Here is a 22514-nt window from a genome sequence, read left to right on the forward strand (position 1 = left end):
CGCGTCACAGCTTCCCGCCCCGGCCTCCGTCGCGCCGCGGCGGGGCGATCAGCGTGGAGAGGTACGGCAGCGGCGCCCCGTCCAGCTCGGCGGCCGGCCGCACCGACTCCTCCGGCAGCCCGAGCGCCGAACCCCACACCGCGTCCCCGATCCGCCCGGTCTCCCGCAGCGCCGCGGCGACCTCGGTGGCCTGCCGCCCGAACTTGTACGCCACCACGGTGCCCGGCCCCGCCAGCGCCTCCTTGAGCGCCGCCGAACCCGCCGTCACCGGCACCAGCGTCAACGGCTCGGTCCCCTCCGTCAGCACCGCGCCCGACCGCGCCGCCAGATCCTGCATGGCGGTGATCCCGGGCACGGTCTCCACCACGACACCCGGCACCAGTTCGGCGATCGTCTGCGCGAGATACGTGAACGTCGAGTACACGTTCGGATCGCCGATGGTGGCGAAGGCGACCGACCCGTGCCGCTCCAGCAGCCCGGCGACCCGCTCGCCCGCCGCGTCCCAGGCGGCCTCCCGGCGCGCCCGGTCGGTCCGCTCGTTCAGCGCGAACACCACCCGGACGATCTTCTCCGCGGGCACGTAGTGCAACACGGTCGCCTCGGCCCGGCCCTGCTCACCCGTGTCCATCACGGGGACGACGACGACCTCGGCGGCGCGCAGCGCGTTGACCCCCTTGACGGTCACCAGCTCCGGGTCCCCGGGACCGACCCCGACTCCGACCAGCCTGCTGCTCATGACGTCCGGCACCTCTCCACGAACCGACGGGCCGCGCCGGGCCCGGCGGCCCAGTGCGTGTGCAGATAACTCGCGTGCACGCCCTGCTGTACGAAACCCTCGACCCGCCGGACCGGGGTGGCCAGACCCCAGGCGGGAGCGGCACCGGCGCCGGGCTCGACGACCGTGCGGTGGAACTCGTGCCCGCGCGCCCGCGTCCCCGCGGCGGCCAGCACACTGTCGCCGACGGCCACCGCGTCCCGGTAGCCGAGAGTGAGCCGTTCGCCCATGCGGGCGCCGGCGTCCAGCACCCCGCACATGGGCCGCCCGTCCAGCTCCCGGCACAGATAGAGCAGCCCGGCACACTCCGCGGCCACGGGAGCGCCGCTCAGCGCGAGTTCGGCGACCGCCTCGCGCAGCGGCTCGTTGGCGGACAGCTCGGCCGCGTACACCTCGGGAAACCCGCCGCCGATGACCAACCCGGCGGTGCCGTCCGGCAGTTCCTCGTCCCGGAGCGGATCGAACGTGACGACCTCGGCACCGGCGGCGGCGAGCAGCTCGGCATGCTCCGCATAGGAGAACGTGAACGCCTGACCGCCGGCGACGGCCACCACCGGCCCCCGCGTCCCGGCCGGCCGGGTCGGAGAGGCCAGGACCTCGTCCGGATCCCAGGCCGCACCCGGGACCGCACCCGCACTCCGCGCGAGCGCCTCCAGCGCCTCGAGGTCACACCCCTCAGCCACCTGCGCCGCCATGGCCGCCACCGCGTCGACCGCGGCGGAGCGCCGCTCGGCGACCGGCACCAGCCCCAGATGCCGCGACGGCGTGTCCACCTGCGGCACCCGCCGCAGCACCCCCAGCACCGGAACCCCGGAGGCGTCCAGCGCCTCCCGCAGCAGCGCCTCGTGCCGGTCGGACCCCACCTTGTTCAGGATCACGCCCCCGACCCGCACCTCCGGATCCCAGGACGCGAAGCCGTGCACCAGGGCAGCCACCGACCGCGACTGCGACGACGCGTCCACGACCAGCACCACCGGCGCCCCCAGCAGCTTGGCGACATGGGCGGTGGACGCCAGCTCGCCCTGGCCCGCGGCCCCGTCGTACAGCCCCATCACGCCCTCGACCACGGCGAGATCGCACCCCCGCGCCCCGTGCAGGAACAGCGGAGCGACCAGCTCCGGCCCGCACAGGTACGCGTCCAGGTTGCGCCCCACCCGCCCGGTGGCGAGCGCGTGGTACCCGGGGTCGATGTAGTCCGGTCCGACCTTGTGCGGGGACACGGCGAGCCCCCGCGCGGCGAACGCGGCCATCAGCCCCGTGGCGACGGTGGTCTTCCCGCTGCCCGAGGAGGGCGCGGCGATGACCAGCCGGGGCACCGGCGTCATCACCACTCGATGCCCTTCTGGCCCTTCTGCCCCACGTCCATGGGGTGCTTGACCTTGGACATGTCGGTGACCAGATCGGCGAGGTCCACCAGCTTCTCCGGCGCGTTCCGTCCCGTGATCACCACGTGCTGGGTGCCGGGCCGGCCGCGCAGCACGTCCACGACCTCGTCCGTGTCCACCCAGCCCCAGTGCATCGGGTAGGCGAACTCGTCCAGCACGTACAGGCGGTACGTCTCGGCCGCCAGGTCCCGCTTGACCTGCTCCCAGCCCTCGCGGGCCTTCTCCTCGTTGTCCATCTGCGCGTCCCGCTGCACCCAGGACCAGCCCTCGCCCATCTTGTGCCAGTCGACGCTCCCGCCCTCGCCGGAGGCGCCGAGCACGCGCAGCGCGTTCTCCTCGCCGACCTTCCACTTGGCGGACTTGACGAACTGGAACACCCCGATCGGCCAGCCCTGGTTCCAGGCCCGCAGCGCCAGTCCGAACGCGGCGGTGGACTTGCCCTTGCCGACGCCCGTGTGCACGACGACCAGCGGACGGTTCCGGCGCTGACGGGTCGTCAGTCCGTCGTCCGGTACGACACTCGGCTGCCCCTGCGGCATTACGCGGCCCTCCTCGAAGTCCCCTGCACGTCCCTGACCAGCCCGGCGATCGAGTCGGACCGCAATTCGTCCAGCGTCACCGCCGTACCGCCCAGCTCTCCCGCGAGCCGCCCGGCGAGCCCGAGCCGCACCGGCCCCGACTCGCAGTCCACGACCACCGAGGCGACGCCGTCGGCCGCGAACAGCCGCGCCGCCCGCCCCGCCAGCGCCACCGGCTCCGTCCCACCCGTCGCCCGACCATCACCCCGGCCGGAGGCGCTGCGCGCCGCCCCTCCATCCGTCGCCCGCCCGTCGGTGACCACCACGACCAGCGCCCGCCGGGCCGGGTCTCGCAGCCGCTCCACCCGCAGCACCTCGTGCGCCCTCAGCAGCCCTGCCGCGAGCGGCGTACGGCCGCCGGTCGGCAGCGCCTCCAGCCGGACCGCCGCCGCGTCCACCGACGAGGTCGGCGGCAGCGCCACGTCCGCGGCGGACCCCCGGAAGGTCACCAGACCCACCTTGTCCCGCCGCTGATAGGCGTCGAGGAGCAGCGACAGCACCGCGCCCTTCACTGCGCTCATCCGCTGCCGCGCCGCCATCGACCCGGAGGCGTCGACCACGAACAGCACGAGGTTGCCCTCACGCCCCTCCCGGGTCGCCTGCCGCAGATCGTCCCGGCGCACCACAAGACCCGGCCCGGACCGCCCCCGCGCCCGCTGGTGCGGGGCGGCGGCCCGCACGGTGGCCGCCAGATGCAGCTTGGTCAGCGCGCCCCGGGGCCGCCGGGCCCCGGTGGTCCGCCCGTGCTCGGTACGTGCCCGCGAACGCCGGCCCGCGGCGCCCTCACCGATGCCGGGCACGCTCAGCACCTTCGTACGGAACGGCTCGGCGGCCCGCACCGCCGACTGCTCCCGCCCCCCTGAGGGCTGCGGCTGCCCGCCCTCGCCGGCCTCGGGCCGCGCGGCCGCGCCGCCGTCGTCCTGCGGACCGCTGTCGGGCGCCGGCTGCCCGCCACCGTCTCCGGGCCCGTCGGGGCCGGGGTCGGGGTCGTCGTCCCCCCCGCCCTCACCGGAGAACTGCTCCATCGTCTCGTCCAGCTTGTCCTCGTCCAGCCCCGGCGCGTCGAACGGGTTGCGCCGCCGCCGGTGCGGCAGCGCGAGCAGCGCGGCCTGCCGGACGTCCTCGGCGAGCACATCGGTCCGCCCCGCCCACGCGGCCAGCGCGGTCGCCGTACGCGCCATCACGATGTCGGCGCGCATCCCGTCCACCTCGAAGGCCGCGCAGGTCGCCGCGATCTGGCGCAGCGCGCCGTCACCGAGACGCACCTGCGGCAGCAACTCCCGGGCCGCGACGATCCGCTGCCGGACGGCGGCCTCCTCCCCGGCCCAGCGGGCGGCGAAGGCGCCGGGATCGTCGTCGTACGCCAGCCGGCGCCGCACGACCTCCACCCGCTCGTCCGGCTCCCGCGAGGCCGCGACCTCCACGGTCAGCCCGAACCGGTCGAGCAACTGCGGACGCAGCTCGCCCTCTTCGGGGTTCATGGTGCCGACGAGCAGGAACCGGGCGGCGTGCCGCACCGAGACCCCCTCGCGCTCGACGTAGGAGGCGCCCATCGCGGCGGCGTCCAGCAGCAGGTCGACGAGATGGTCGTGCAGGAGGTTGACCTCGTCCACGTACAGGATCCCGCGGTGGGCGTCGGCCAGCAGGCCCGGCTCGAACGCCTTCACGCCCTCGGCGAGCGCCCGCTCGATGTCGAGCGCGCCGACCAGCCGGTCCTCGGAGGCGCCGACGGGCAGCTCGACCATCCGCGCCGGCCGCCCGTCCCCGGCGCCCGCCTCGTGCGGTCCGTCAGGGCAGGACGGGTCCGGTGCCGCCGGATCGCAGGAGAACCGGCATCCGGGGACGACGGCCACCTCCGGCAGCAGCGCGGAGAGGGCACGTACGGCCGTGCTCTTGGCGGTGCCCTTCTCGCCGCGCACCAGCACACCGCCGACCGCCGGCGACACGGCGTTCAGTAGCAGCGCGAGCCGCAGATCGTCCTGACCGACAACGGCCGTGAACGGGAACGGGGTGGTCACTGGTCGCCCTCCAAGTCGCCTTCCAGCTCCAGATAGGTGGCGCGCAGCCGCTCCAGAGTGTCCGCGTCCGGCTCCGCCCACAGCCCGCGGTCCGCCGCCTCCAGCAGCCGCTCGGTGATGCCGCGCAGCGCCCACGGGTTGGACTTCCGCATGAAGTCCTGGTTCTCCGGGTCGAAGACGTACTCCGCGCTGAGCTTCTCGTACATCCAGTCGTCGACCACGCCCGCCGTGGCGTCGTAGCCGAACAGGTAGTCCACGGTCGCCGCCATCTCGAAGGCGCCCTTGTAGCCGTGCCGGCGCATCGCCGCCATCCAGCGCGGGTTGACCACCCGCGCCCGGAAGACGCGGTGCGTCTCCTCGCCGAGCGTGCGCGTCCGCACCTGGTCCGGCACGGCCGAGTCGCCCACGTAGGCCTCGGGGCTGGCGCCGGTCAGGTGCCGCACCATGGCGACCATGCCACCGTGGTACTGGAAGTAGTCGTCGGCGTCGACCAGGTCGTGCTCACGGGTGTCGACGTTCTTCGCCGCCACCGCGATCCGCCGGAACGCGGTCTCCATGTCCCCGCGCGCCGCCCGCCCGTCGAGACCGCGCCCGTACGCGTAACCGCCCCACACCGCGTACACCTCGGCGAGGTCGGCGTCGGAGCGCCAGTTCCGGGCGTCGATCAGCGGCAGCAGACCGGCGCCGTACGCGCCCGGCTTCGAGCCGAAGATGCGGGCCGTCGCCCGCCGGCGGTCGCCGTGCTCCGCCGTGTCCTCCTCCACGTGCGCCCGCACGTAGTTGACCTCGGCCGGCTCGTCCAGCTCGGCCACCGCCCGGACCGCGTCGTCGATCAGCCCGACCACGTGCGGGAACGCGTCCCGGAAGAAGCCCGAGATACGGACCGTGACGTCGACGCGCGGCCGGCCCAGCTCCTGCGGGCCGATCACCTCGAAGCCCGTCACCCGGCGCGAGGCGTCGTCCCAGACCGGACGGCAGCCGAGCAGCGCCAGGATCTCGGCGATGTCGTCGCCCTGGGTGCGCATCGCGGAGGTGCCCCACACCGTGAGGCCCACCGACCTCGGATACTCCCCGGTGTCCTCGAGATACCGCTGGACCAGCGAGTCCGCGAGCGACTGGCCGACCTCCCAGCTCAGCCTGGACGGGATGGCCTTCGGGTCGACCGAGTAGAAGTTCCGGCCGGTCGGCAGCACGTTGACCAGACCACGGGTCGGCGAACCCGACGGTCCGGCCGGTACGTAACCGCCGTCCAGCGCCCGCAGGATGTGCCCGATCTCGTCGGTGGTCCGGGCCAGCCGCGGTACGACCTCGTCGCAGGCGAACTCCAGCACCGCCACGGCGTCCGGGAGTCCGGTGCCGAGTACGCAGCCCAGTACGGCGGGCACGGCCGACCGGTCCCAGGCCCGCGACTCCATGCCCTCCGCGATCCGCCGGCAGAGTTGCTCCAGCAGGTCGATCGCGTCGGCCGCCGTGCGCGACGGACCCTGGACCCGGTCCGTCAGCTCCACCGGCACCTTCACCGGCGCGCCCGGCTCGGCCAGCAGCTCCTTCTCCACCAGGCCGTAGTGCCGGGCCAGCGCCGCCCGCAGCCCCGGCAGCGCGTTCGCCTGCCCGCCCCACACCTGGGAGGCGCGCAGCACGGCGAGGACCAGGTTCACCCGCGGCTCGGCCTCCGGACCGCCGCCGAGGATGTGCAGTCCGTCGCGGATCTGCACGTCCTTGATCTCGCACAGGTAGCCGTCGATGTGCATGACGAACTCGTCGAACTCGTCGTCGTCCGGCTGCTCGTCCACATGCAGGTCGTGGTGGAGCTCGGCGGTCTTGACCAGCGTCCAGATCTGGGCGCGCACCGCCGGTGCCTTCGCCGGGTCCAGGTCGGAGACGAGCGCGTACTCGTCCAGAAGCTGCTCCAGCTTGGCCAGGTCGCCGTAGGTGTCCGCGCGCGCCATCGGCGGCACCAGGTGGTCGACCACGGTGGCGTGCCCGCGGCGCTTGGCCTGGGTGCCCTCGCCGGGGTCGTTGACGATGAACGGGTAGATCAGCGGGAGGTCGCCGAGCACGGCGTCCGGAGCGCATCCGCCGCTCAGGCCCAGGCCCTTGCCCGGCAGCCACTCCATCGTGCCGTGCTTGCCCATGTGCACGATCGCGTCGGCGCCGAAGCTGTTGTCCAGCCAGCGGTAGGCCGCCATGTAGTGGTGGGAGGGCGGCATGTCGGGGTCGTGGTAGATCGCGATCGGGTTCTCGCCGAACCCGCGCGGCGGCTGGATCATCACGACGACGTTCCCGAACCGCAGGGAGGCGAGCACGATGTCGTCGCCGTCCACGTACAGACCGCCCGGCGGTTCGCCCCACGCCTGCAGCATCGCGTCCCGCAGCTCGGGGTCGAGCCCGTCGAACCACTCCCGGTAGTCGGCGAGCGGCACCCGGGCGGGCGCGGCGGCCAGCTGCTCCTCCGTCAGCCATTCGACGTCGTGGCCGCCTGCCGCGATCAGCCGGTGGATCAGCTCGTCGCCGTTGTCCGGGTACCCGTCGGCCACGTACCCGGCGTCCCGCAGCGCGTCCAGCACCCGTACCGCCGAGGCGGGCGTGTCCAGGCCGACCGCGTTGCCGACCCGGGAGTGCTTGGTCGGGTAGGCGGTGAAGACCAGCGCGATCCGCTTGTCCGCGTTCGGCTTGTACCCGAGCTCGGCGTGGCGTACGGCGATCCCGGCGACCCGCGCGGCCCGCTCGGGGTCGGCGACGTACACCGGGACCTCGTCCGGACCCTGCTCCTTGAACGAGAACGGCACGGTGACGAGCCGTCCGTCGAACTCCGGGATGGCCACCTGCATCGCCGCGTCCATGGGGGAGAGGGCGGCGTCCGACTCCGCCCAGGCGGCCCGCGAGGAGGTGAGGCAGAGCCCCTGCAGCACGGGCACGTTCAGATCGGCGAGGGCCCCGATGTCCCAGGACTCCTCGTCGCCACCGGCGGACGCCTGCGAGGCGTGCGTACCGCCGGCCGCCAGCACGGTGGCGACCAGGGCGTCGGCCCGGCCCAGCAGCTCGTACAGCCCGGCGTCCGCGCCGCGCAGCGAACCGCAGTACACCGGAAGGGCGTTGGCGCCCCGCGCCTCGATCGCCTCGCACAGCGTGTCCACGAAGGCGGTGTTGCCGCTCAGTTCGTGCGCCCGGTAGAACAGCACGCCCACCGTCGGGCGGCCCTCCCTGACCTCGTACGAGCCGTGGACGCCGAACTCCGGCATCTTCCGCGGCTCCTCGAAGCCCTCGCCGGTGAGCAGCACCGTGTCGGAGAGGAACCGGGCCAGTTCGGTCAGGTTGTCCGGGCCGCCCTCGACGAGGTACTTCAGCGCCTCCGCCACCACGCCCGCCGGTACGGACGACTCGGCCATCAGCTCGGCGTCCGGCACGCTCTCGCCGCCCAGCAGCACGGTCGGGACGCCGGACGCCTTCAGCGCGGCCAGTCCGTCCTCCCAGGCCCGCTTGCCGCCGAGCAACCGCACGACCGCGAGGTCCGCGCCCTCGACCAGACCCGGCAGTTCCCCGGCCACGTCCACCCGGGTCGGATTGCCGATCCGGTACCCGGCGCCGGAGGCCCGGGCCGCCAGCAGATCGGTGTCGGCGGTCGACAACAACAACACTGTGCTCATGCGGGCGCTCCCGGTGGAATGAAAGGCAGTCCTTGCGGCGCGCCCGACTCGATGAGCCGTCGGAGCGCGTCCGTGTCCGCGTGCTGTTCGATCAGATCGCCGAGCCGGTCGAGCTGCTCCTCGCGCAGCGCGGCGAACGAGGTGCCGGGGGCCGGTACGAAGCGGCGTCCCGCGGCGGCCGCCACCTCCCGCAGGAAGGCCCGCCGGAAGCCGTCCGACTCCAGCGAGCCGTGCCAGTGCGTGCCCCACACGGAACCCACCCTGCAACCGTCCAGGAAAGGTTCCCCGCCGGCGACTTCGGCGACCCCGTGATGGATCTCGTAACCCTCGACCCGCTCGCCGAGGGCCCGGCCGGACGGCCGGGTGAGGGTCTTCTCCCGGGCGAACCGCACCCGCACGGGCAGCAGGCCGAGTCCGCTGACGGCGCCGGCGCGCGACTCGACCTCGTCCTCGATGTGCTCACCCAGGATCTGGAAGCCGCCGCAGATCCCGAGCACCGGACGGCCCTCGGCGGCCCGTCGTGCGAGCGCGTCCGCGAGCCCGCGCTCGCGCAGCCACCGAAGCGCCCGCACGGTCCCGCGGGTGCCCGGGATCACCACCAGGTCCGCGTCCGCCAGTTCCTCCGGGCGGTCCACGAACCGCACCACGACGCCCGGTTCGGCGGCCAGCGCGTCCACGTCGGTGAAGTTGGACATCAGCGGGATCGCGCACACGGCGACCCGCAGCACGTCCTCCCCGACCGGGGGAGCCACCGTGGACTCCCGCACGGTGCCGCGCAGCGACACCCGCAGTCCGTCCTCCTCGTCGATGCCGAGCCCGTGCCGGAACGGCAGCACGCCGTACGTCCGCCGCCCGGTGAGGTTCCGGAGCATGCCGAGGCCGGGCTCCAGCAGGGAGACGTCCCCCCGGAACTTGTTCACCATGAACCCGGCGACCAGTTCCTGGTCCTCGGGCGACAGCAGGGCGAGGGTGCCGAAGAAGGAGGCGAAGACGCCGCCGCGGTCGATGTCGCCCACCACGAGCACGGGCAGCCGCGCGCCCCGCGCGATCCCCATGTTGACGATGTCCGTGCGCCGCAGATTGATCTCCGCGGGCGAACCGGCCCCCTCACAGATCACCGCGTCATACGTGCCCCGCAACTCGGCCAGGCAGTCCAGCACCGTGCCCAGCAGCCGCTGTTGGCGCCCGCCGTGGTAGCCGCGCGCGCTCATCTCGCCCACCGGCTTGCCCAGCAGCACCACCTGGCTGCTCTGTTCACCGCCCGGCTTGAGCAGCACGGGGTTCATCAGCGCGGTCGGCTCCACCCGGCAGGCCTGCGCCTGCATCGCCTGTGCCCGCCCGATCTCGGCACCCTCGCGCGTCACGAAGGAGTTGAGGGACATGTTCTGCGCCTTGAACGGCGCGACCTTCACGCCCTGGCGCACCAGCCAGCGGCAGATCCCGGCCGTCACGACGCTCTTGCCGGCGTCGGAGGTGGTGCCGGCGACGAGGAGACCACCGTTCACTTGCCACGTCCCTTCACGAGGAGGCGCGCACCGGCGGTGACACCGAGCGCGAGCAGGCCGACGCGGCGGGAGAGCCGTACGGCCCGGTCGATGTCGGTGACCCGGACGGCCCGCCCGGCGCCGCCGCCCAGTACGGGCCGGTGTTCCACCCGCCCGGCGTAGGAGAGCGTCCCGCCGAGCCGCACCCCGAGGGCGCCCGCGAACGACGCCTCGACGGGCCCGGCGTTGGGGCTCGGGTGCTTGGCCGCGTCCGCCCGCCAGACCCGCACGGCACCCCGCGGGTCGGGTCCGGCCAGCGCGGCGAGCACGGCGGTCAGCCGGGCCCCCGGCCACCCGGCGAGGTCGTCGAGCCGGGCCGAGGCCCAGCCGTACCGGCGCAGGCGCGGCGACTTGTGACCGACCATCGCGTCCAGGGTGTTGACGGCCCGGAACCCGAGCAGCCCCGGCACCCCGCCCACGGCACCCCACACCAGCGCGCCCACGACGGCGTCGGAGGTGTTCTCGGCTACGGACTCGACCACGGCCCGGGCGATCCCGTCGGCGTCCAGCGCCTGCGGGTCCCGGCCGCACAGATGGGGCAGCCGCGCGCGGGCCGCCGTCACGTCACCGGCCTCCAGGGCGCGCCCGATCGCCCGGGCCTCGCGGGCCAGCGAGGTGCCACCGACGACGGCCCAGGTGGCCGCGCCGGTCAGCGCGGCGGTGGCGACGGGGGAGCGGCGCACGGCCCGTTGGGCGACGAGCCCGGTGGCCACGGCGCCGCCGGCGCAGACGGCGGTGTGCAGCGCGCCCCAGCCTCGGTGGTCGTGCCACAGCACGCGTTCCACGGCAGCGGCCGCCCGCCCGAACGCGGCGACCGGATGCCCGCGGCGCGGATCGCCGAGGAGCAGGTCACCGAGAAGGCCGGCGGCGGCGCCGTACGCGTAAGCGCGATCGGCACCCATCGGCTCAGCCGACCGTGGGCGCGGAAGCGGAACTCTCGCGACAGGCCCTGGTACTGGTCCTCGTTCTGCGGCCGAGCATGGCGATATGTGTCCTCACTCAGGGTGTCCACGCCCTGGTTCGACGAAGCCGGCGGTGAGAGTTCCTGGCTCCCGGGGATCACTCCCCGGTGACAGTGGCGGGACCGCGCCGGATTCGCACCGGCTTCCTCTCCTGCCGCCGTACATGGCCCGGGCAGTCCACCACGCGCCCGGAAGGGCCGTCAACTTGCCTTTGACCTGCGGGGGGAGAGTGTGCTGAGCCCCACACCGGCGAGATCCGGACATGAAAAAGGCTCCCTGCCGGAACACACCGGCGGGGAGCCTCTTCGGAGGTGGCTCGGCTCAGGGCTTGGCCACGATCAGATAGATGCCGTAGGCCACGGCCGCCGCGCACGCCGCGAAGCACACGTACGCGCCGGTCACGGCGAGCGTCGCGGACCCGCCCTGCGCCGCCGCCCTCTCCCGCCGGGACAGGCCGTTGACGCCGAGGGTGAACAGGGCCACCAGGCCCAGCGCGAAGGCGAGGCTGACGCCGAAGACGGAGCCGAGGGCCGCCCAGTCGATCTTCATGTTGCTTTCCTCCGGTAACCGGGTCAGACGGTGGCGGCCGGCGGGACGGCCGGAGCGACCGGTGCCGTGACTTCGGCGACGGCCGGGGCCGGGCCGCTGGACTGCGCCGGGAAGCTGATGGACGGCCCCTCGGTGAGGGTGATGGTGCCGGTCGGCGGCGGGGTCACCGCGGCGATCGCGGTGGTCACCACACCGGCGGGCTCAACGGCCTCGTCGGTGCCGTTGACGTTGGTGTGGTCGACGACCTCGCGGCGGGAGAGCTTCCAGATGGCGGCGCTGGAGCCGACCAGGAAGACCGCGACGGCGGCGGTGCCCCAGTCGCCCAGGTCCGTGACGGACTCGGCGAGCGCGCCGACCAGGGCGGCCGCGGGCAGGGTGAGGACCCAGGCGACGGCCATGCGGGTCGCGGTGGACCAGCGGACCACGCCGCCCTTGCGGCCGAGACCCGCGCCCATCACCGAACCGGAGACGACGTGCGTGGTGGACAGCGAGAAGCCGAGGTGCGAGGAGGCCAGGATGGCGGTGGCGGCGCTGGTCTGGGCGGCGAAGCCCTGACGGGGCTCCAGCTCGGTCAGGCCCTTGCCCATGGTGCGGATGATGCGCCAGCCGCCGATGTAGGTGCCGAGCGCGATCGCCATGCCCGCGGAGAGGATCACCCAGGTGGGAGGGTTGGAGCCCGGGGCGATGGCACCGCCCGCGATCAGCGCCAGGGTGATGATGCCCATCGTCTTCTGGGCGTCGTTGGTGCCGTGGGCGAGGGAGACCAGTCCGGCGGAGGCGATCTGGCCGGCGCGGTAGCCCTTGCGGTTGGCCTCGCCCTCGGCGTTGCCGCCGATCCCGTAGGAGAAGCGGGTGGCGAGCATGGCGGCCAGGCCGGCCACGAGCGGGGCGGCGACCGCCGGCAGCAGCACCTTGGTGACCAGGACGTCGCCGTGGACGGCGCCGAGGCCCGCCGAGGCGACGGTGGCGCCGATCAGGCCGCCCATCAGGGCGTGGGAGGAGCTGGAGGGAAGTCCCACCAGCCAGGTCAGCAGGTTCCAGAGGATCGCGCCGACCAGGGCGGCGAAGATGACCTCGGGACGGATGCCGTTCTCATCGACGAGACCCTTGGAGATCGTGTTGGCGACCTCCACGGAGAGGAAAGCGCCCACAAGGTTGAGCGCGGCGGACATGGCCACCGCGACCTTGGGCTTCAGCGCGCCGGTCGAGATGGTGGTGGCCATCGCGTTGGCGGTGTCGTGGAAACCGTTCGTGAAATCGAACGCGAGTGCGGTTACCACCACAATCGCGAGGATCAGCGAGAAGCTTTCCATTTACCCAGGCAATCGTTCGAGCGTCATTGGCGGGTCGAACGTAGGCAACCTGGGTGAACGGAAGGTGAACTGGGTCGGGCGTGGGGGTGTCGGTAACGGGGTTCCGCGATTCCGCTCCGGGCGGGCGCCCGGGCGCCCCTTGGCTATCGGCCGCGCGCGAAGGCCCGCAGCCGGTCCGGCGGCCCGTGAAAGAGATTCTGGTCACCCGGCAGACCGCCCTCGGTGCCGTACTGCCAGAAGGTCCAGGACGACCAGCCGCCGGGCAGCGATCCGGGCTCTGACGTGCCGTGACGGGCGATCCACAGCGGGTGTTCGGAGGCGAAGGCGCGGGTGCCGCCGGTGCAGGAGTCCCACCACTGGGCGGTCGTGTAGATCACCGGGCGGCGGCCGGTGAGCCGGTCCAGTTCGTCGCTGAAGGAGCGGATCCAGTCGACCATCCGCCGGTGGCCGAGCCCGTAGCAGATGTGCCTGCCGTCGTACGGGTCGTACTCGATGTCGAGGGCCGGCGGCAGGGTCCAGCCGTCCGCCCGCCAGGTGCCGCCGTGCCGTACGAAATAGGCGGCCTGCGCGGCACCGGGGGACTGGTCCGGCCGGGCGAAGTGGTAGGCGCCGCGGATCAGGTGCGCCCGGCGCGCGCCGGCGTACTGCCGGGCGAAGTAGGGGTTGCGGTAGGTCGTGGACTCGGTCGCCTTGATGTAGGTGAACCGCGCGCCGTCCGACCGGGCGGCCGGCCAGTCGACGTGGCTCTGGTGCGAGGACACGTCGTGCCCCCGGGGCAGACCGGCCGACACCGCCGCCGACGGCCCGGCGGCGGAGGCGCACTGGGTGCCCGCCAGGGCGAGCGCCGCCGCCGCGGCCGCGACGGCGGCCGCGCGACGGCGGAGGCGGGAGGGTGAGCGGTCACGGGCCATGCGTCCCCCTGGTGCGACGGTGGGGCGTCGTGCGGCTGCCGGCATTGGTGATCATTAGACGTCTGGCCGTCACCCGATTAAGTGCGTTTATGGGTGTTTCACACCGGTGTCCACTCGTCCGGCGGCACGGGTCCCGGCCCGAAGTCCGCCGGCGGGCCGCCCCGCGCCGGGCGGGCTGGCAGGATCGCGGCATGGCTGAGCAGCGGCGGAACGCGGAAGAGCAGCAGGAGCGGATATGGGCGGAGCTGGTCGCGACGGCCCGCCGGACCGTGGCCGACGGGCTGGTCGCCGGCACCTCCGGCAACGTCTCCGCCCGCGTCGGGGACCTCGTGCTGGTCACCCCGTCCGGCGTGCCCTACGACCGGCTCGCCCCCGCCGACATCACCGGCGTCGACCTCGACGGCCGGCAGGTGCTCGGCACCCTCGTGCCGACGAGCGAGCTGCCCATGCACCTCGCCGTCTACCGCACCACCGACGCCCGCGCCGTCGTCCACACCCACGCCGTGCACGCCACGGCCGTCTCCACCCTCGTCACCGAGCTGCCCCCGATCCACTACATGACCGCCTCCCTGGGCGGCTCCGTGCGGGTCGCCCCCTACGCGGCCTACGGCACCGACGAACTGGCCGGGAACATGCTCGCGGCGCTGGGCGGCCGCTCCGGCTGCCTGCTGCGCAACCACGGCACGATCACCCACGGCGCCACCCTCGACCAGGCCTACGACCGCACCGCCCAGCTCGAATGGATGTGCCGGCTGTGGCTGACGGCGTCCTCCGTGCCAGGCCTCACGCCCGCTCTGCTGACGGAGGCACACATCGCCGAGGCCGGGGCACGCTTGAAGGGATACGGCCAACGGAGGTGACCCCTTGTCGTCGCACAGCCACCCGCTCCGTCCGCCCGCCGCCCGGCTGCCCTTCGGCCGCCGCCCCGGGCCGTCCGGCCCGCTCCTCCGGCTGGCCGGTTCCGGCGCCCCCCACGACACTGGAGCCGTGCGCACCGTCATAGCGACCGCCGCCACCCTCGGGGCCGTCCTGGCCGCCGGCGCGGCGTCCGTCGCCGCCGGCCGGCTGGCCAGCGACGCCGCGCTGAAGGCGCCCCCGGGCAGGCCGCTGCCCACCGAACCCCGGCTTACCGTGCACGGCACCGCGCCCGGCCGGATCGCCCTCACCCGGGACCTGGCCTCACTGCGCCCCGGCACCTACGGCCTGGCCGGCGACGGCTCCCACGCGGTCGTCGGGCCCGTGCTGGACTCGGCCGAGCACTCCGCCGACGCCGTCGTCCGGCGTCTGGAACGCGTCACCCACGGCACCTTCGCCCCCGGCGACGCCGTGTGGCTCACCCCGAACGCGTACGTCGGCAACCCGAGCGCCGCCCTCGGCCTCGACCACGCCGACATCGACATCCCCGGGGAACTCGGCGCGCTGCCCGCCTGGTTCGTGCCCGGCCACCGGGACACCTGGGTGATCGCGGTGCACGGCCTCGGCACCACCCGCGAGCACGCCCTGAACGTCATGGCGTACCTGCACCGCCGCCACGTCCCCGTCCTCGCGCTCGCCTACCGCGGCGACCTGGGCGCCCCGCGCTCCCCGGACGGCCTGAACCACCTCGGCGAGACGGAGTGGCGGGACGTGGACGCCGCGATCCGCTACGCCGTCCGCTACGGCGCCCGGCGGGTCGTGCTCCTGGGCTGGTCCACCGGCGCCACCATGGCCCTGCGCGCCGCCGAGCACTCCGCCGTGCGCGAGCGCGTCGCCGGGCTGGTCCTCGACTCCCCGGTGCTGAGCTGGCAGGCCACCCTGCGCGCCCTCGCCCGGGCCCGCCACACCCCCGACGCCCTGCTGCCGCTGGCGGTACGGGCCGCGCAGGGCCGGGCCCGACTGCACGCCGACCGCGGCGCCGAGACCGCCGACCCGGACCGGCTCGCCGTGCCCACGCTGATCATCCACGGCCCCGACGACGTGGTGGCCCCCTGGGAGTACTCCCGCCGCCTCGCCGCCCGCCGCCCCGACCTCGTCGCCCTGCACACCGTGCCGCGGGCCCCGCACGCGGCCATGTGGAACGCCGGCCCGGAGGAGTACGAGGAGCGGCTGCGGCGGTTCCTGACCCCGCTGATGTGACCGGCCCCCGGCACCCTCCGGTACGCACCGGAGCACTCTCGGCCGCCGTTCCGTCAACGGCCGTACCACTGGCCTGATCCAGCCTCCCGGCCCGCCCCAGGACCGGGTGCCTTGGCCAGCCCCGTAGCCGCCCGTGACATTCCGTTTGGGTTTTCGGACCGTCAACCGGAAGACTGCACCCGTGACGTCCCGTATCCCGCGCGACTCCAGGCTTCGACTCGTCCGACCGCGACCCCTGGCCGCCGCCCCCAGAGCTGTGAACCAGCGGCGCCCGCGCCGCCCCGCACCCCGGCCGCCGGAGGGCACCCCCGCCCAGGCCGAACTGGCCAGAATGGCGCGCACCGGCCTGGCCGGCGCGGTCCGGGTGGCCCGCTGGGCCGACTCCGCCCTCGGCCCCGGCAGCGAGGCCGCCACCGCGGACGGCAAGGCCACCCTCTCCGACGCGACCGCCGAGCGCGCCGCGGCCGGCCTCGGCCTGGACACCGACCGGATCCGCGCCGACTGGGACACCGCCCGGCTCGCCGGACTCATCGAGGTGCACGGGGACAACGCGCGCCCCGGCTGGCGCCTGCGCGCCTGGGACCGTGACGACAGCGCCGTGCTGCGCGGCTGGGTCGCCCTGTTCGACGCCTGGTCGCTCGCCGGCCCGGAGCCCGCGGAGGCCGAGCCGGCCGTCGTCGCCGAGGTCGTCTCCGCCATGCCCCAGGTGCTCTCCTTCCTCCAGCTCTCCGCCGGCCCCGTGCCCGTCGAGCAGCTCCTGGACCTGCTCCAGCAGCGGGTCACCGAGCTGCGCACCGAGCGCTGCGAGATCTCCTACGAGCCCGGCGCCGCCGGCTCCCCGGCGGGGACCGCCGCCCCCGCGGAACCCGCGTCCGCCGGGGACACCCCGCTCGCCCCGCTCCTGGAGTGGGCCCTCACGGCCCTCGCCGCCGTGGGCGCCCTGACCTACGGCGACGGCCAGGCCACGCTCACCCCGCTGGGAAGCTGGGCGGTCTGGGTCAAGCTGGAGCAGATCTGCGTGGCCGCGCAGAGCCCCGCAGGCAACATCGAGCAGTCCGCCGAGGACATGCTCCGCGGCTGCGCCCAGCTCCGCCCCAACGCCGCCCGCGCCGAGTACCGAGCCTGGCTCGCCGCCCGCCCCGTCGGCAGCGCCGTCACCGAGCTGCTCGCGGCCGCCCGGGGCGACGACGCCCTGCTGCGCGGCCTCGCCTTCGAGGCACTGCGCGTCGTCGGCGCCCCCGCCGAACCCGAGGTGCACGCGGTGCTGGACGACCCCGCCCTGCGGCCCTACGCGCTGCTGTGGCTGGCCGAGCACGACGGCGTCGACCCGGAGGACGCCCACGAGGTCCTCACCCGCGAGGAGGCCACCTGGCTGTGGGTCGACACCGCCGCCGCCGTCGCCGACCACGGCGAGACGTCGATGCTGGTCCGGCACCTGGAGGCGGCGGTGCAGCCGACCGTCCCCACGCTGCTGGACGAGGTCCGCGCCGTCGGCCACCCGCGCACCGTCCAGGTGCTGGTGGCCCTCGCCGCCGCCCACCCCGACCCGGCCCTCGCCAAGGCCGTGCGCCGGGCCGCCTTCCAGGTGCACACCGGCGGCTGATCCGGGGCGCCGGGGGGCCGGCAGGGGAGCGCCCGGCGCCGCCCCGGGCCGGTCAGCCGCCGATCTCGGGCGCGTAGGTGCCGAAGCTCCAGACGTTGCCCTCCACGTCCCGGGCCATGTAGTCCCGCGAGCCGTAGTCCTGGTCCGTCGGGGGCATCAAAATGTCCGCGCCGTGCGCCACGGCCCGCTGGTGGTGGGCGTCGACGTCGTCCACGACGACGTACACCCCGGCGGGCCCCGCGCCCCGCATGGCCGTGTCGAAGAGGCCGCCGCGGCCCTTGGAGCCGAGCATCACCGCGCCCTCGCCCTGGACCAGCTCGGCGTGCATCACCGTGCCGTCCTCCGTCTCGTACACCGACAGCGTGGTGAAGCCGAAGGCCTCGGTGAGCTGCCTGATCGCCGCTTGCGCGTCCGTGTACAGCAGCGTCGGAAAGACGCTCGGCCGTCCGCCCGTGCCCGCCATGCCGATCACTCCCTCGTGCGCCGGTCACCGCCCCGTCCCTCCGAGTCTCGCAGCCGCCGCCGGCGCACACCGGCAGGCTCGGACGCACGGAGGCAGAAAAACCGCTTGCACGGTCCCGTTAGACTTGGCCCATGGCCATTCTCCTCGCGCATTAGACGGCGGGAACGTCCTCAGCCGCCCACCGCCAACCCTCAGTACGCCCTGGAGTCTGTCCGTGATCTCCGCTTCCGGTATCGAGCTGCGCGCCGGTGCGCGCGTCCTCATCGAGAACGCCACCTTCCGTATCGCCAAGGGCGACCGCATCGGCCTCGTCGGCCGTAACGGCGCGGGGAAGACCACCCTCACCAAGTGCCTGGCCGGCGAGGGCATCCCGGCCGGCGGCCAGATCGCCCGCTCCGGCGAGGTCGGCTACCTGCCCCAGGACCCCCGCACCGGCGACCTCGACGTCCTCGCCCGCGACCGGGTCCTCTCCGCGCGCGGCCTCGACGTGCTGCTGCGCAAGATGCGCGAGAACGAGCAGCGCATCGCCAACGGGCAGGGCGCCACCCGTGAGAAGGCACTCAAGCAGTACGAGCGCCAGGAGACCGAGTTCCTCACCAAGGGCGGCTACGCGGCCGAGGCCGAGGCCGCCACCATCGCCGCGGCGCTCAACCTGCCCGACCGGGTCCTCGGCCAGCCGCTCCACACGCTCTCCGGCGGTCAGCGCCGGCGCATCGAGCTGGCCCGCATCCTGTTCTCCGACGCGGACACCCTGCTGCTGGACGAGCCGACCAACCACCTCGACGCCGACTCGATCGTCTGGCTGCGCGACTACCTGAAGACCTACCGCGGCGGCTTCATCGTGATCTCCCACGACGTCGACCTGGTCGAGACGGTCGTCAACAAGGTGTTCTACCTGGACGCCAACCGTGCCCAGATCGACGTCTACAACATGGGCTGGAAGCTCTACCAGCAGCAGCGCGAGGCCGACGAGAAGCGCCGCAAGCGCGAGCGTGCCAACGCCGAGAAGAAGGCCGCCGCCCTGCACTCGCAGGCCGACAAGATGCGCGCCAAGGCCACCAAGACGGTCGCCGCGCAGAACATGGCCCGGCGCGCCGACAAGCTGCTCTCCGGCCTGGAGGCGGTCCGCCAGTCCGACAAGGTCGCCAAGCTCCGCTTCCCCGAGCCCGCGCCCTGCGGCAAGACCCCGCTGATGGCCGAGGGCCTGTCCAAGTCGTACGGCTCCCTGGAGATCTTCACCGACGTCGACCTGGCCATCGACAAGGGCTCCCGGGTCGTCATCCTCGGCCTCAACGGCGCCGGCAAGACCACGCTGCTGCGCCTCCTCGGCGGCGTCGAGCAGCCCGACACCGGCGAGGTCGTCCCCGGCCACGGCCTCAAGCTCGGCTACTACGCCCAGGAGCACGAGACCCTGGACCCCGACCGCACGGTCCTGGAGAACATGCGCTCGGCCGCGCCCGACATGGACCTGGTCGAGGTCCGCAAGGTGCTCGGCTCGTTCCTGTTCTCCGGCGACGACGTCGACAAGCCCGCCGGGGTGCTCTCCGGCGGCGAGAAGACCCGGCTGGCCCTCGCCACGCTGGTCGTCTCCTCCGCCAACGTCCTGCTGCTGGACGAGCCGACCAACAACCTGGACCCCGCCAGCCGCGAGGAGATCCTCGGCGCCCTGCGCACCTACAAGGGCGCGGTCGTCCTGGTCACCCACGACGAGGGCGCGGTCGAGGCCCTGCAGCCGGAGCGCATCATCCTGCTGCCGGACGGCGTCGAGGACCTGTGGGGCTCCGACTACGCGGATCTCGTCGCCCTGGCTTGATCGAAAGCCTGATCCACGGCGTATGGATCATTCGGCCGAGCCGTGATCCATCATCTGTGTGAGATCTCCTCGTACCGACGTGTGTCGTACACCGATTTCGCGGCCGATCCCTTCAGCACCAAGGGGTCGGCCGCCTCGCGTCTCTGACCTGGCACTTCACGGAACCACCCGTTCGGCCGTGTGTCCGCGACGCCGTGGAATCACTGATTCCGCATGTGGGGACGCGCTCCTGTCGTCACGTCGATGTCTCACGGACCTTGCCGAATGGGTGGCCATCACGCCCTGGAGGGGTGATCATGAGGAGACCAGAGCGCACTTCCCATGAGGAGGCACGGGTGGCCGAGACTCTGAAGAAGGGCAGCCGGGTGACCGGCGCCGCGCGCGACAAGCTCGCGGCAGACCTGAAGAAGAAGTACGACTCCGGTGCGAGCATCCGGGCGCTGGCCGAGGAGACCGGCCGCTCGTATGGCTTCGTGCACCGGATGCTCAGCGAGTCGGGCGTCACGCTCCGTGGGCGTGGCGGAGCGACCCGGGGCAAGAAGGCCGCTTCGTCCTGACTCCGGGCGGCCCATCGGCTTCGATGGTGGCCACCCGGTCGGCGGTCTGAGCGGCCGGGTGGTTACTGTGCAGTCACTTAGCATGCCGTACGGCAATGTGTGATGACCGCACTCATCGGAGGCGCCCCATGGCTTCGCCCGACCAGGACCTCGCTCCTGTACTCGACAAGGACGGCGTACGGCTCACCGTCGACGACGCGCTCGCCACGGTGACGCTGGCCAACCCGGCCAAGCGCAACGCGCAGAGCCCCGCCATGTGGCGGACGCTCACCGAGGCCGGCCGGCTGCTGCCGGGCTCCGTCCGGGTCGTGGTGCTGCGTGGTGAGGGCCAGTCCTTCTCCGCCGGGCTGGACCGCCGGATGTTCACGCCGGAGGGAATCCCGGGCGAGCCGAACTTCGTCGAACTCGCGCGCCGTGACGACGCCGGGCTCGACGCGACCATCGCCGAATACCAGGAGGCGTTCACCTGGTGGCGGCGCAACGACATCGTGTCCATCGCCGCTGTCCAGGGCCATGCCATCGGTGCCGGGTTCCAGCTCGCGCTCGCCTGCGACCTGCGGGTCGTGGCGGACGACGTGCAGTTCGCCATGCGCGAGACCTCGCTCGGCCTCGTTCCCGACCTGACCGGCACGCATCCGCTCGTCGGTCTTGTCGGGTACGCCCGCGCGCTGGAGATCTGCGCGACGGGCCGGTTCGTCGGGGCCGGTGAGGCGGTGGCCTCCGGGCTGGCCAACCTCGCGGTGCCCGCGGGCGAACTCGACGGCGCGGCACGGGACCTGGCCGCGGCGATGCTGGCCGCCCCGCGCGACGCGGTGGTGGAGACCAAGGCACTGCTGCGGGGTGCGCCGGAACGGGACTACGACTCCCAGCGCGCCGCGGAGCGGGCCGCCCAGGCGCGGCGGCTTCGGGATCTGGCCGGCGTGGGCGAATGAGCCCGCGGGGCGCCGCGCCCTCCGGCCGGACGGTCAGGTCACGCTCGTGACCAGCACCGCCACCGTCGGATGATCGTCCAGCGCGTCCCGCACCGCCTCGCGCACTCGCAGGGCCACCTCCACGGCCCGGTGGCCCGCGCCCGTCGCCAGCTCCACCCGGACGTGCCGGTGCGGCAGCGCGGTGCCCCCGGCACGCTCCTCGATGTGCACGGCCCGGCCGAGACCTCCGAGTGAGCCGGTCAGCCGCGCGACCCCGGGGACGGACAGCGCGGCCGCCGCCGCGCGCGACTCCTCGGGGTCCGTGGCGTCCCGGGCGGCCGGCGGCCGCGGCGCCTCCACCGGCGCGACCGGCCCGGCCGCCGCGTCCAGCAGCTCCGTCACCCGCAGGTCCACCTCCGTGACCGCGAGGCCCAGGACGTCCGTCGCGGCCGCCAGCAGGGCGAGCCGCAGCCGGGACGCCGTCGCCGGCAGCGGCTCCGCGGCCGGGGCCCCGAAGTCCGCCGCCACCCGCAGGGCACCCGGGGGCAGTGCGCCCGGCGGCCGCGGTACGACGGGTTCGGGGACGTCGTCCGGATCGGCGAGCGTGATCCGCGGCGCACCGAGGCGCACGCCCGGCACCTCGTTCGCCGCGCGTTCCAGTACCGCCCGGGCCGCGCCCTCGGCGATCCACGCGCCGTCGCGCGGCCCGCCGAGCGGCAGCAGTCTGCCCAGGGCCGGCCCGTGCTGTCCTGACACCTGATTCCACCGATTCGCCGTCATTCCTCCAGCCTGCCGTATCCCCGGCGCGCAACCGCGCAACCCCGCTTACGGTGGTCGAAGAAGGACGACCGAAAGGGACGTACGGCGATGACCGACATGACGACGACCCAAGACGGTGACAACGAACCACAGCTGTCGGGCCGCGGGGCCACCAGAGGCGGTGGGGGAGACCCGGCGACCCGGGGGCGGACGACCATCGCCGACGGTGTCGTGGAGAAGATCGCCGGGCTGGCCGCCCGCGACGTGGTCGGCGTGAACGCCCTGGGCAGTGGTCTCGCCCGGACCTTCGGCGCGGTGCGCGACCGGGTGCCGGGCGGCTCGAAGTCCGTGACCCGGGGGGTGAAGGCCGAGGTCGGCGAGGTGCAGACCGCGATCGACCTGGAGATCGTCGTGGACTACGGCGTGTCCATCGCCGAGGTCGCCCGCTCGGTGCGGGAGAACGTGGTCGCCGCCGTGGAGCGGATGGCCGGACTCGAGGTCGTCGAGGTCAACATCGCCGTGAGCGACGTCAAGCTGCCCGACGAGGAGGAGGAACCCGAACCGCCCCGGATCCAGTGACGCCCCGCCCGCCCGGGGTCACGCGCCCGGGA

At 73.9% G+C, this 22514-nt stretch carries 19 protein-coding genes and 1 riboswitch; of the genes, 7 read left to right on the plus strand and 12 right to left on the minus strand.

Features of this window, described 5'->3' with window-relative positions:
• Positions 1–4 precede the first annotated feature (4 nt).
• The 10 genes from cobI to ACZ6B1_RS23980 form a co-directional block, all read right to left on the minus strand.
• Positions 5–736: a precorrin-2 C(20)-methyltransferase gene (gene cobI / locus ACZ6B1_RS23935; protein WP_468781446.1), complete on the minus strand. Its 732-nt coding sequence runs from the start codon at positions 734–736 to the stop codon at positions 5–7.
• Positions 733–2100 (minus strand): cobyrinate a,c-diamide synthase, encoded by a 1368-nt coding sequence (locus ACZ6B1_RS23940; RefSeq protein ID WP_468781570.1) that lies wholly within the window; start codon positions 2098–2100, stop codon positions 733–735. Before ACZ6B1_RS23940 ends, cobI begins: the two co-directional genes overlap by 4 nt.
• A complete protein-coding gene (gene cobO / locus ACZ6B1_RS23945) occupies positions 2100–2699 on the minus strand; it encodes a cob(I)yrinic acid a,c-diamide adenosyltransferase (RefSeq protein WP_171157563.1) in 600 nt (199 codons plus the stop codon). Before cobO ends, ACZ6B1_RS23940 begins: the two co-directional genes overlap by 1 nt.
• The gene (locus ACZ6B1_RS23950; protein WP_468781448.1) at positions 2699–4756 is read right to left on the minus strand and encodes a putative cobaltochelatase; all 2058 of its coding nucleotides are present in this window, start codon (positions 4754–4756) and stop codon (positions 2699–2701) included. Before ACZ6B1_RS23950 ends, cobO begins: the two co-directional genes overlap by 1 nt.
• Positions 4753–8403 carry a cobaltochelatase subunit CobN gene (cobN, locus tag ACZ6B1_RS23955; RefSeq protein WP_468781450.1) on the minus strand — a complete coding sequence of 1217 codons (3651 nt, stop codon included), beginning with the start codon at positions 8401–8403 and terminating at the stop codon, positions 4753–4755. Before cobN ends, ACZ6B1_RS23950 begins: the two co-directional genes overlap by 4 nt.
• Positions 8400–9908, minus strand: a complete 1509-nt coding sequence (locus ACZ6B1_RS23960) for a cobyric acid synthase (RefSeq protein WP_468781451.1) — start codon at positions 9906–9908, stop codon at positions 8400–8402. Before ACZ6B1_RS23960 ends, cobN begins: the two co-directional genes overlap by 4 nt.
• Positions 9905–10849 carry a cobalamin biosynthesis protein gene (locus tag ACZ6B1_RS23965; RefSeq protein ID WP_468781453.1) on the minus strand — a complete coding sequence of 315 codons (945 nt, stop codon included), beginning with the start codon at positions 10847–10849 and terminating at the stop codon, positions 9905–9907. Before ACZ6B1_RS23965 ends, ACZ6B1_RS23960 begins: the two co-directional genes overlap by 4 nt.
• A 117-nt stretch (positions 10850–10966) precedes the next feature.
• Positions 10967–11107, minus strand: a riboswitch (cobalamin riboswitch).
• A gap of 123 nt (positions 11108–11230) precedes the next feature.
• Positions 11231–11458 (minus strand): hypothetical protein, encoded by a 228-nt coding sequence (locus ACZ6B1_RS23970; protein ID WP_468781455.1) that lies wholly within the window; start codon positions 11456–11458, stop codon positions 11231–11233.
• A 23-nt stretch (positions 11459–11481) separates the two neighbouring features.
• The gene (locus tag ACZ6B1_RS23975; RefSeq protein ID WP_468781457.1) at positions 11482–12771 is read right to left on the minus strand and encodes an inorganic phosphate transporter; all 1290 of its coding nucleotides are present in this window, start codon (positions 12769–12771) and stop codon (positions 11482–11484) included.
• 143 nt (positions 12772–12914) lie between these two features.
• Positions 12915–13682, minus strand: coding sequence for a lysozyme (locus ACZ6B1_RS23980; protein ID WP_468781459.1), 768 nt, complete (start codon positions 13680–13682; stop codon positions 12915–12917).
• 191 nt (positions 13683–13873) lie between these two features.
• Here ACZ6B1_RS23980 and ACZ6B1_RS23985 point away from each other — a divergent pair, with 191 nt between their 5' ends.
• The 3 genes from ACZ6B1_RS23985 (at position 13874) to ACZ6B1_RS23995 (ending at position 17400) form a co-directional block, all read left to right on the plus strand.
• Complete coding sequence (locus tag ACZ6B1_RS23985) at positions 13874–14542, plus strand: class II aldolase/adducin family protein (protein WP_468781461.1); 669 nt, start codon at positions 13874–13876, stop codon at positions 14540–14542.
• 127 nt (positions 14543–14669) lie between these two features.
• Complete coding sequence (locus tag ACZ6B1_RS23990) at positions 14670–15797, plus strand: alpha/beta hydrolase (protein WP_468781463.1); 1128 nt, start codon at positions 14670–14672, stop codon at positions 15795–15797.
• A 181-nt stretch (positions 15798–15978) separates the two neighbouring features.
• Positions 15979–17400, plus strand: coding sequence for a hypothetical protein (locus ACZ6B1_RS23995; RefSeq protein ID WP_468781465.1), 1422 nt, complete (start codon positions 15979–15981; stop codon positions 17398–17400).
• A 52-nt stretch (positions 17401–17452) separates the two neighbouring features.
• Here the strand turns inward: ACZ6B1_RS23995 and ACZ6B1_RS24000 are convergent, their stop codons facing one another.
• Entirely contained in the window at positions 17453–17863 is a 411-nt protein-coding gene (locus ACZ6B1_RS24000) for a VOC family protein (protein ID WP_468781466.1), read from the minus strand.
• Positions 17864–18077: 214 nt separating this feature from the next.
• On the opposite strand from ACZ6B1_RS24000, the gene ACZ6B1_RS24005 reads away from it, so the two are divergent.
• The 3 genes from ACZ6B1_RS24005 to ACZ6B1_RS24015 all read left to right on the plus strand — a co-directional run bounded on the left by ACZ6B1_RS24005 (position 18078) and on the right by ACZ6B1_RS24015 (position 21165).
• Positions 18078–19676 carry an ABC-F family ATP-binding cassette domain-containing protein gene (locus tag ACZ6B1_RS24005; RefSeq protein WP_468781468.1) on the plus strand — a complete coding sequence of 533 codons (1599 nt, stop codon included), beginning with the start codon at positions 18078–18080 and terminating at the stop codon, positions 19674–19676.
• Between the two features lie 335 nt (positions 19677–20011).
• On the plus strand, positions 20012–20233 hold the full coding sequence (locus ACZ6B1_RS24010) for a helix-turn-helix domain-containing protein (protein ID WP_004002281.1): 222 nt from the start codon (positions 20012–20014) through the stop codon (positions 20231–20233).
• 128 nt (positions 20234–20361) lie between these two features.
• Entirely contained in the window at positions 20362–21165 is an 804-nt protein-coding gene (locus ACZ6B1_RS24015; RefSeq protein ID WP_468781470.1) for an enoyl-CoA hydratase/isomerase family protein, read from the plus strand.
• A gap of 33 nt (positions 21166–21198) precedes the next feature.
• Here ACZ6B1_RS24015 and ACZ6B1_RS24020 read toward each other — a convergent pair whose 3' ends face one another.
• A complete protein-coding gene (locus ACZ6B1_RS24020; protein ID WP_468781472.1) occupies positions 21199–21924 on the minus strand; it encodes an Asp23/Gls24 family envelope stress response protein in 726 nt (241 codons plus the stop codon).
• An 87-nt stretch (positions 21925–22011) separates the two neighbouring features.
• On the opposite strand from ACZ6B1_RS24020, the gene ACZ6B1_RS24025 reads away from it, so the two are divergent.
• Positions 22012–22482 (plus strand): Asp23/Gls24 family envelope stress response protein, encoded by a 471-nt coding sequence (locus ACZ6B1_RS24025; protein ID WP_468781474.1) that lies wholly within the window; start codon positions 22012–22014, stop codon positions 22480–22482.
• Positions 22483–22514 lie beyond the last annotated feature (32 nt).

Source organism: Streptomyces sp. NPDC041129, assembly GCF_055592265.1.

Excerpts from the sequence above, each read along its gene's own strand:
- cobI (WP_468781446.1), bottom strand. The coding sequence starts at position 736 with ATGAGCAGCAGGCTGGTCGGAGTCGGGGTCGGTCCCGGGGACCCGGAG.
- ACZ6B1_RS23940 (WP_468781570.1), bottom strand. The coding sequence starts at position 2,100 with ATGACGCCGGTGCCCCGGCTGGTCATCGCCGCGCCCTCCTCGGGCAGC.
- cobO (WP_171157563.1), bottom strand. The coding sequence starts at position 2,699 with ATGCCGCAGGGGCAGCCGAGTGTCGTACCGGACGACGGACTGACGACC.
- cobN (WP_468781450.1), bottom strand. The coding sequence starts at position 8,403 with ATGAGCACAGTGTTGTTGTTGTCGACCGCCGACACCGATCTGCTGGCG.
- ACZ6B1_RS23965 (WP_468781453.1), bottom strand. The coding sequence starts at position 10,849 with ATGGGTGCCGATCGCGCTTACGCGTACGGCGCCGCCGCCGGCCTTCTC.
- ACZ6B1_RS23970 (WP_468781455.1), bottom strand. The coding sequence starts at position 11,458 with ATGAAGATCGACTGGGCGGCCCTCGGCTCCGTCTTCGGCGTCAGCCTC.
- ACZ6B1_RS23975 (WP_468781457.1), bottom strand. The coding sequence starts at position 12,771 with ATGGAAAGCTTCTCGCTGATCCTCGCGATTGTGGTGGTAACCGCACTC.
- ACZ6B1_RS23980 (WP_468781459.1), bottom strand. The coding sequence starts at position 13,682 with ATGGCCCGTGACCGCTCACCCTCCCGCCTCCGCCGTCGCGCGGCCGCC.
- ACZ6B1_RS23985 (WP_468781461.1), top strand. The coding sequence starts at position 13,874 with ATGGCTGAGCAGCGGCGGAACGCGGAAGAGCAGCAGGAGCGGATATGG.
- ACZ6B1_RS24000 (WP_468781466.1), bottom strand. The coding sequence starts at position 17,863 with ATGGCGGGCACGGGCGGACGGCCGAGCGTCTTTCCGACGCTGCTGTAC.
- ACZ6B1_RS24015 (WP_468781470.1), top strand. The coding sequence starts at position 20,362 with ATGGCTTCGCCCGACCAGGACCTCGCTCCTGTACTCGACAAGGACGGC.
- ACZ6B1_RS24020 (WP_468781472.1), bottom strand. The coding sequence starts at position 21,924 with ATGACGGCGAATCGGTGGAATCAGGTGTCAGGACAGCACGGGCCGGCC.
- ACZ6B1_RS24025 (WP_468781474.1), top strand. The coding sequence starts at position 22,012 with ATGACCGACATGACGACGACCCAAGACGGTGACAACGAACCACAGCTG.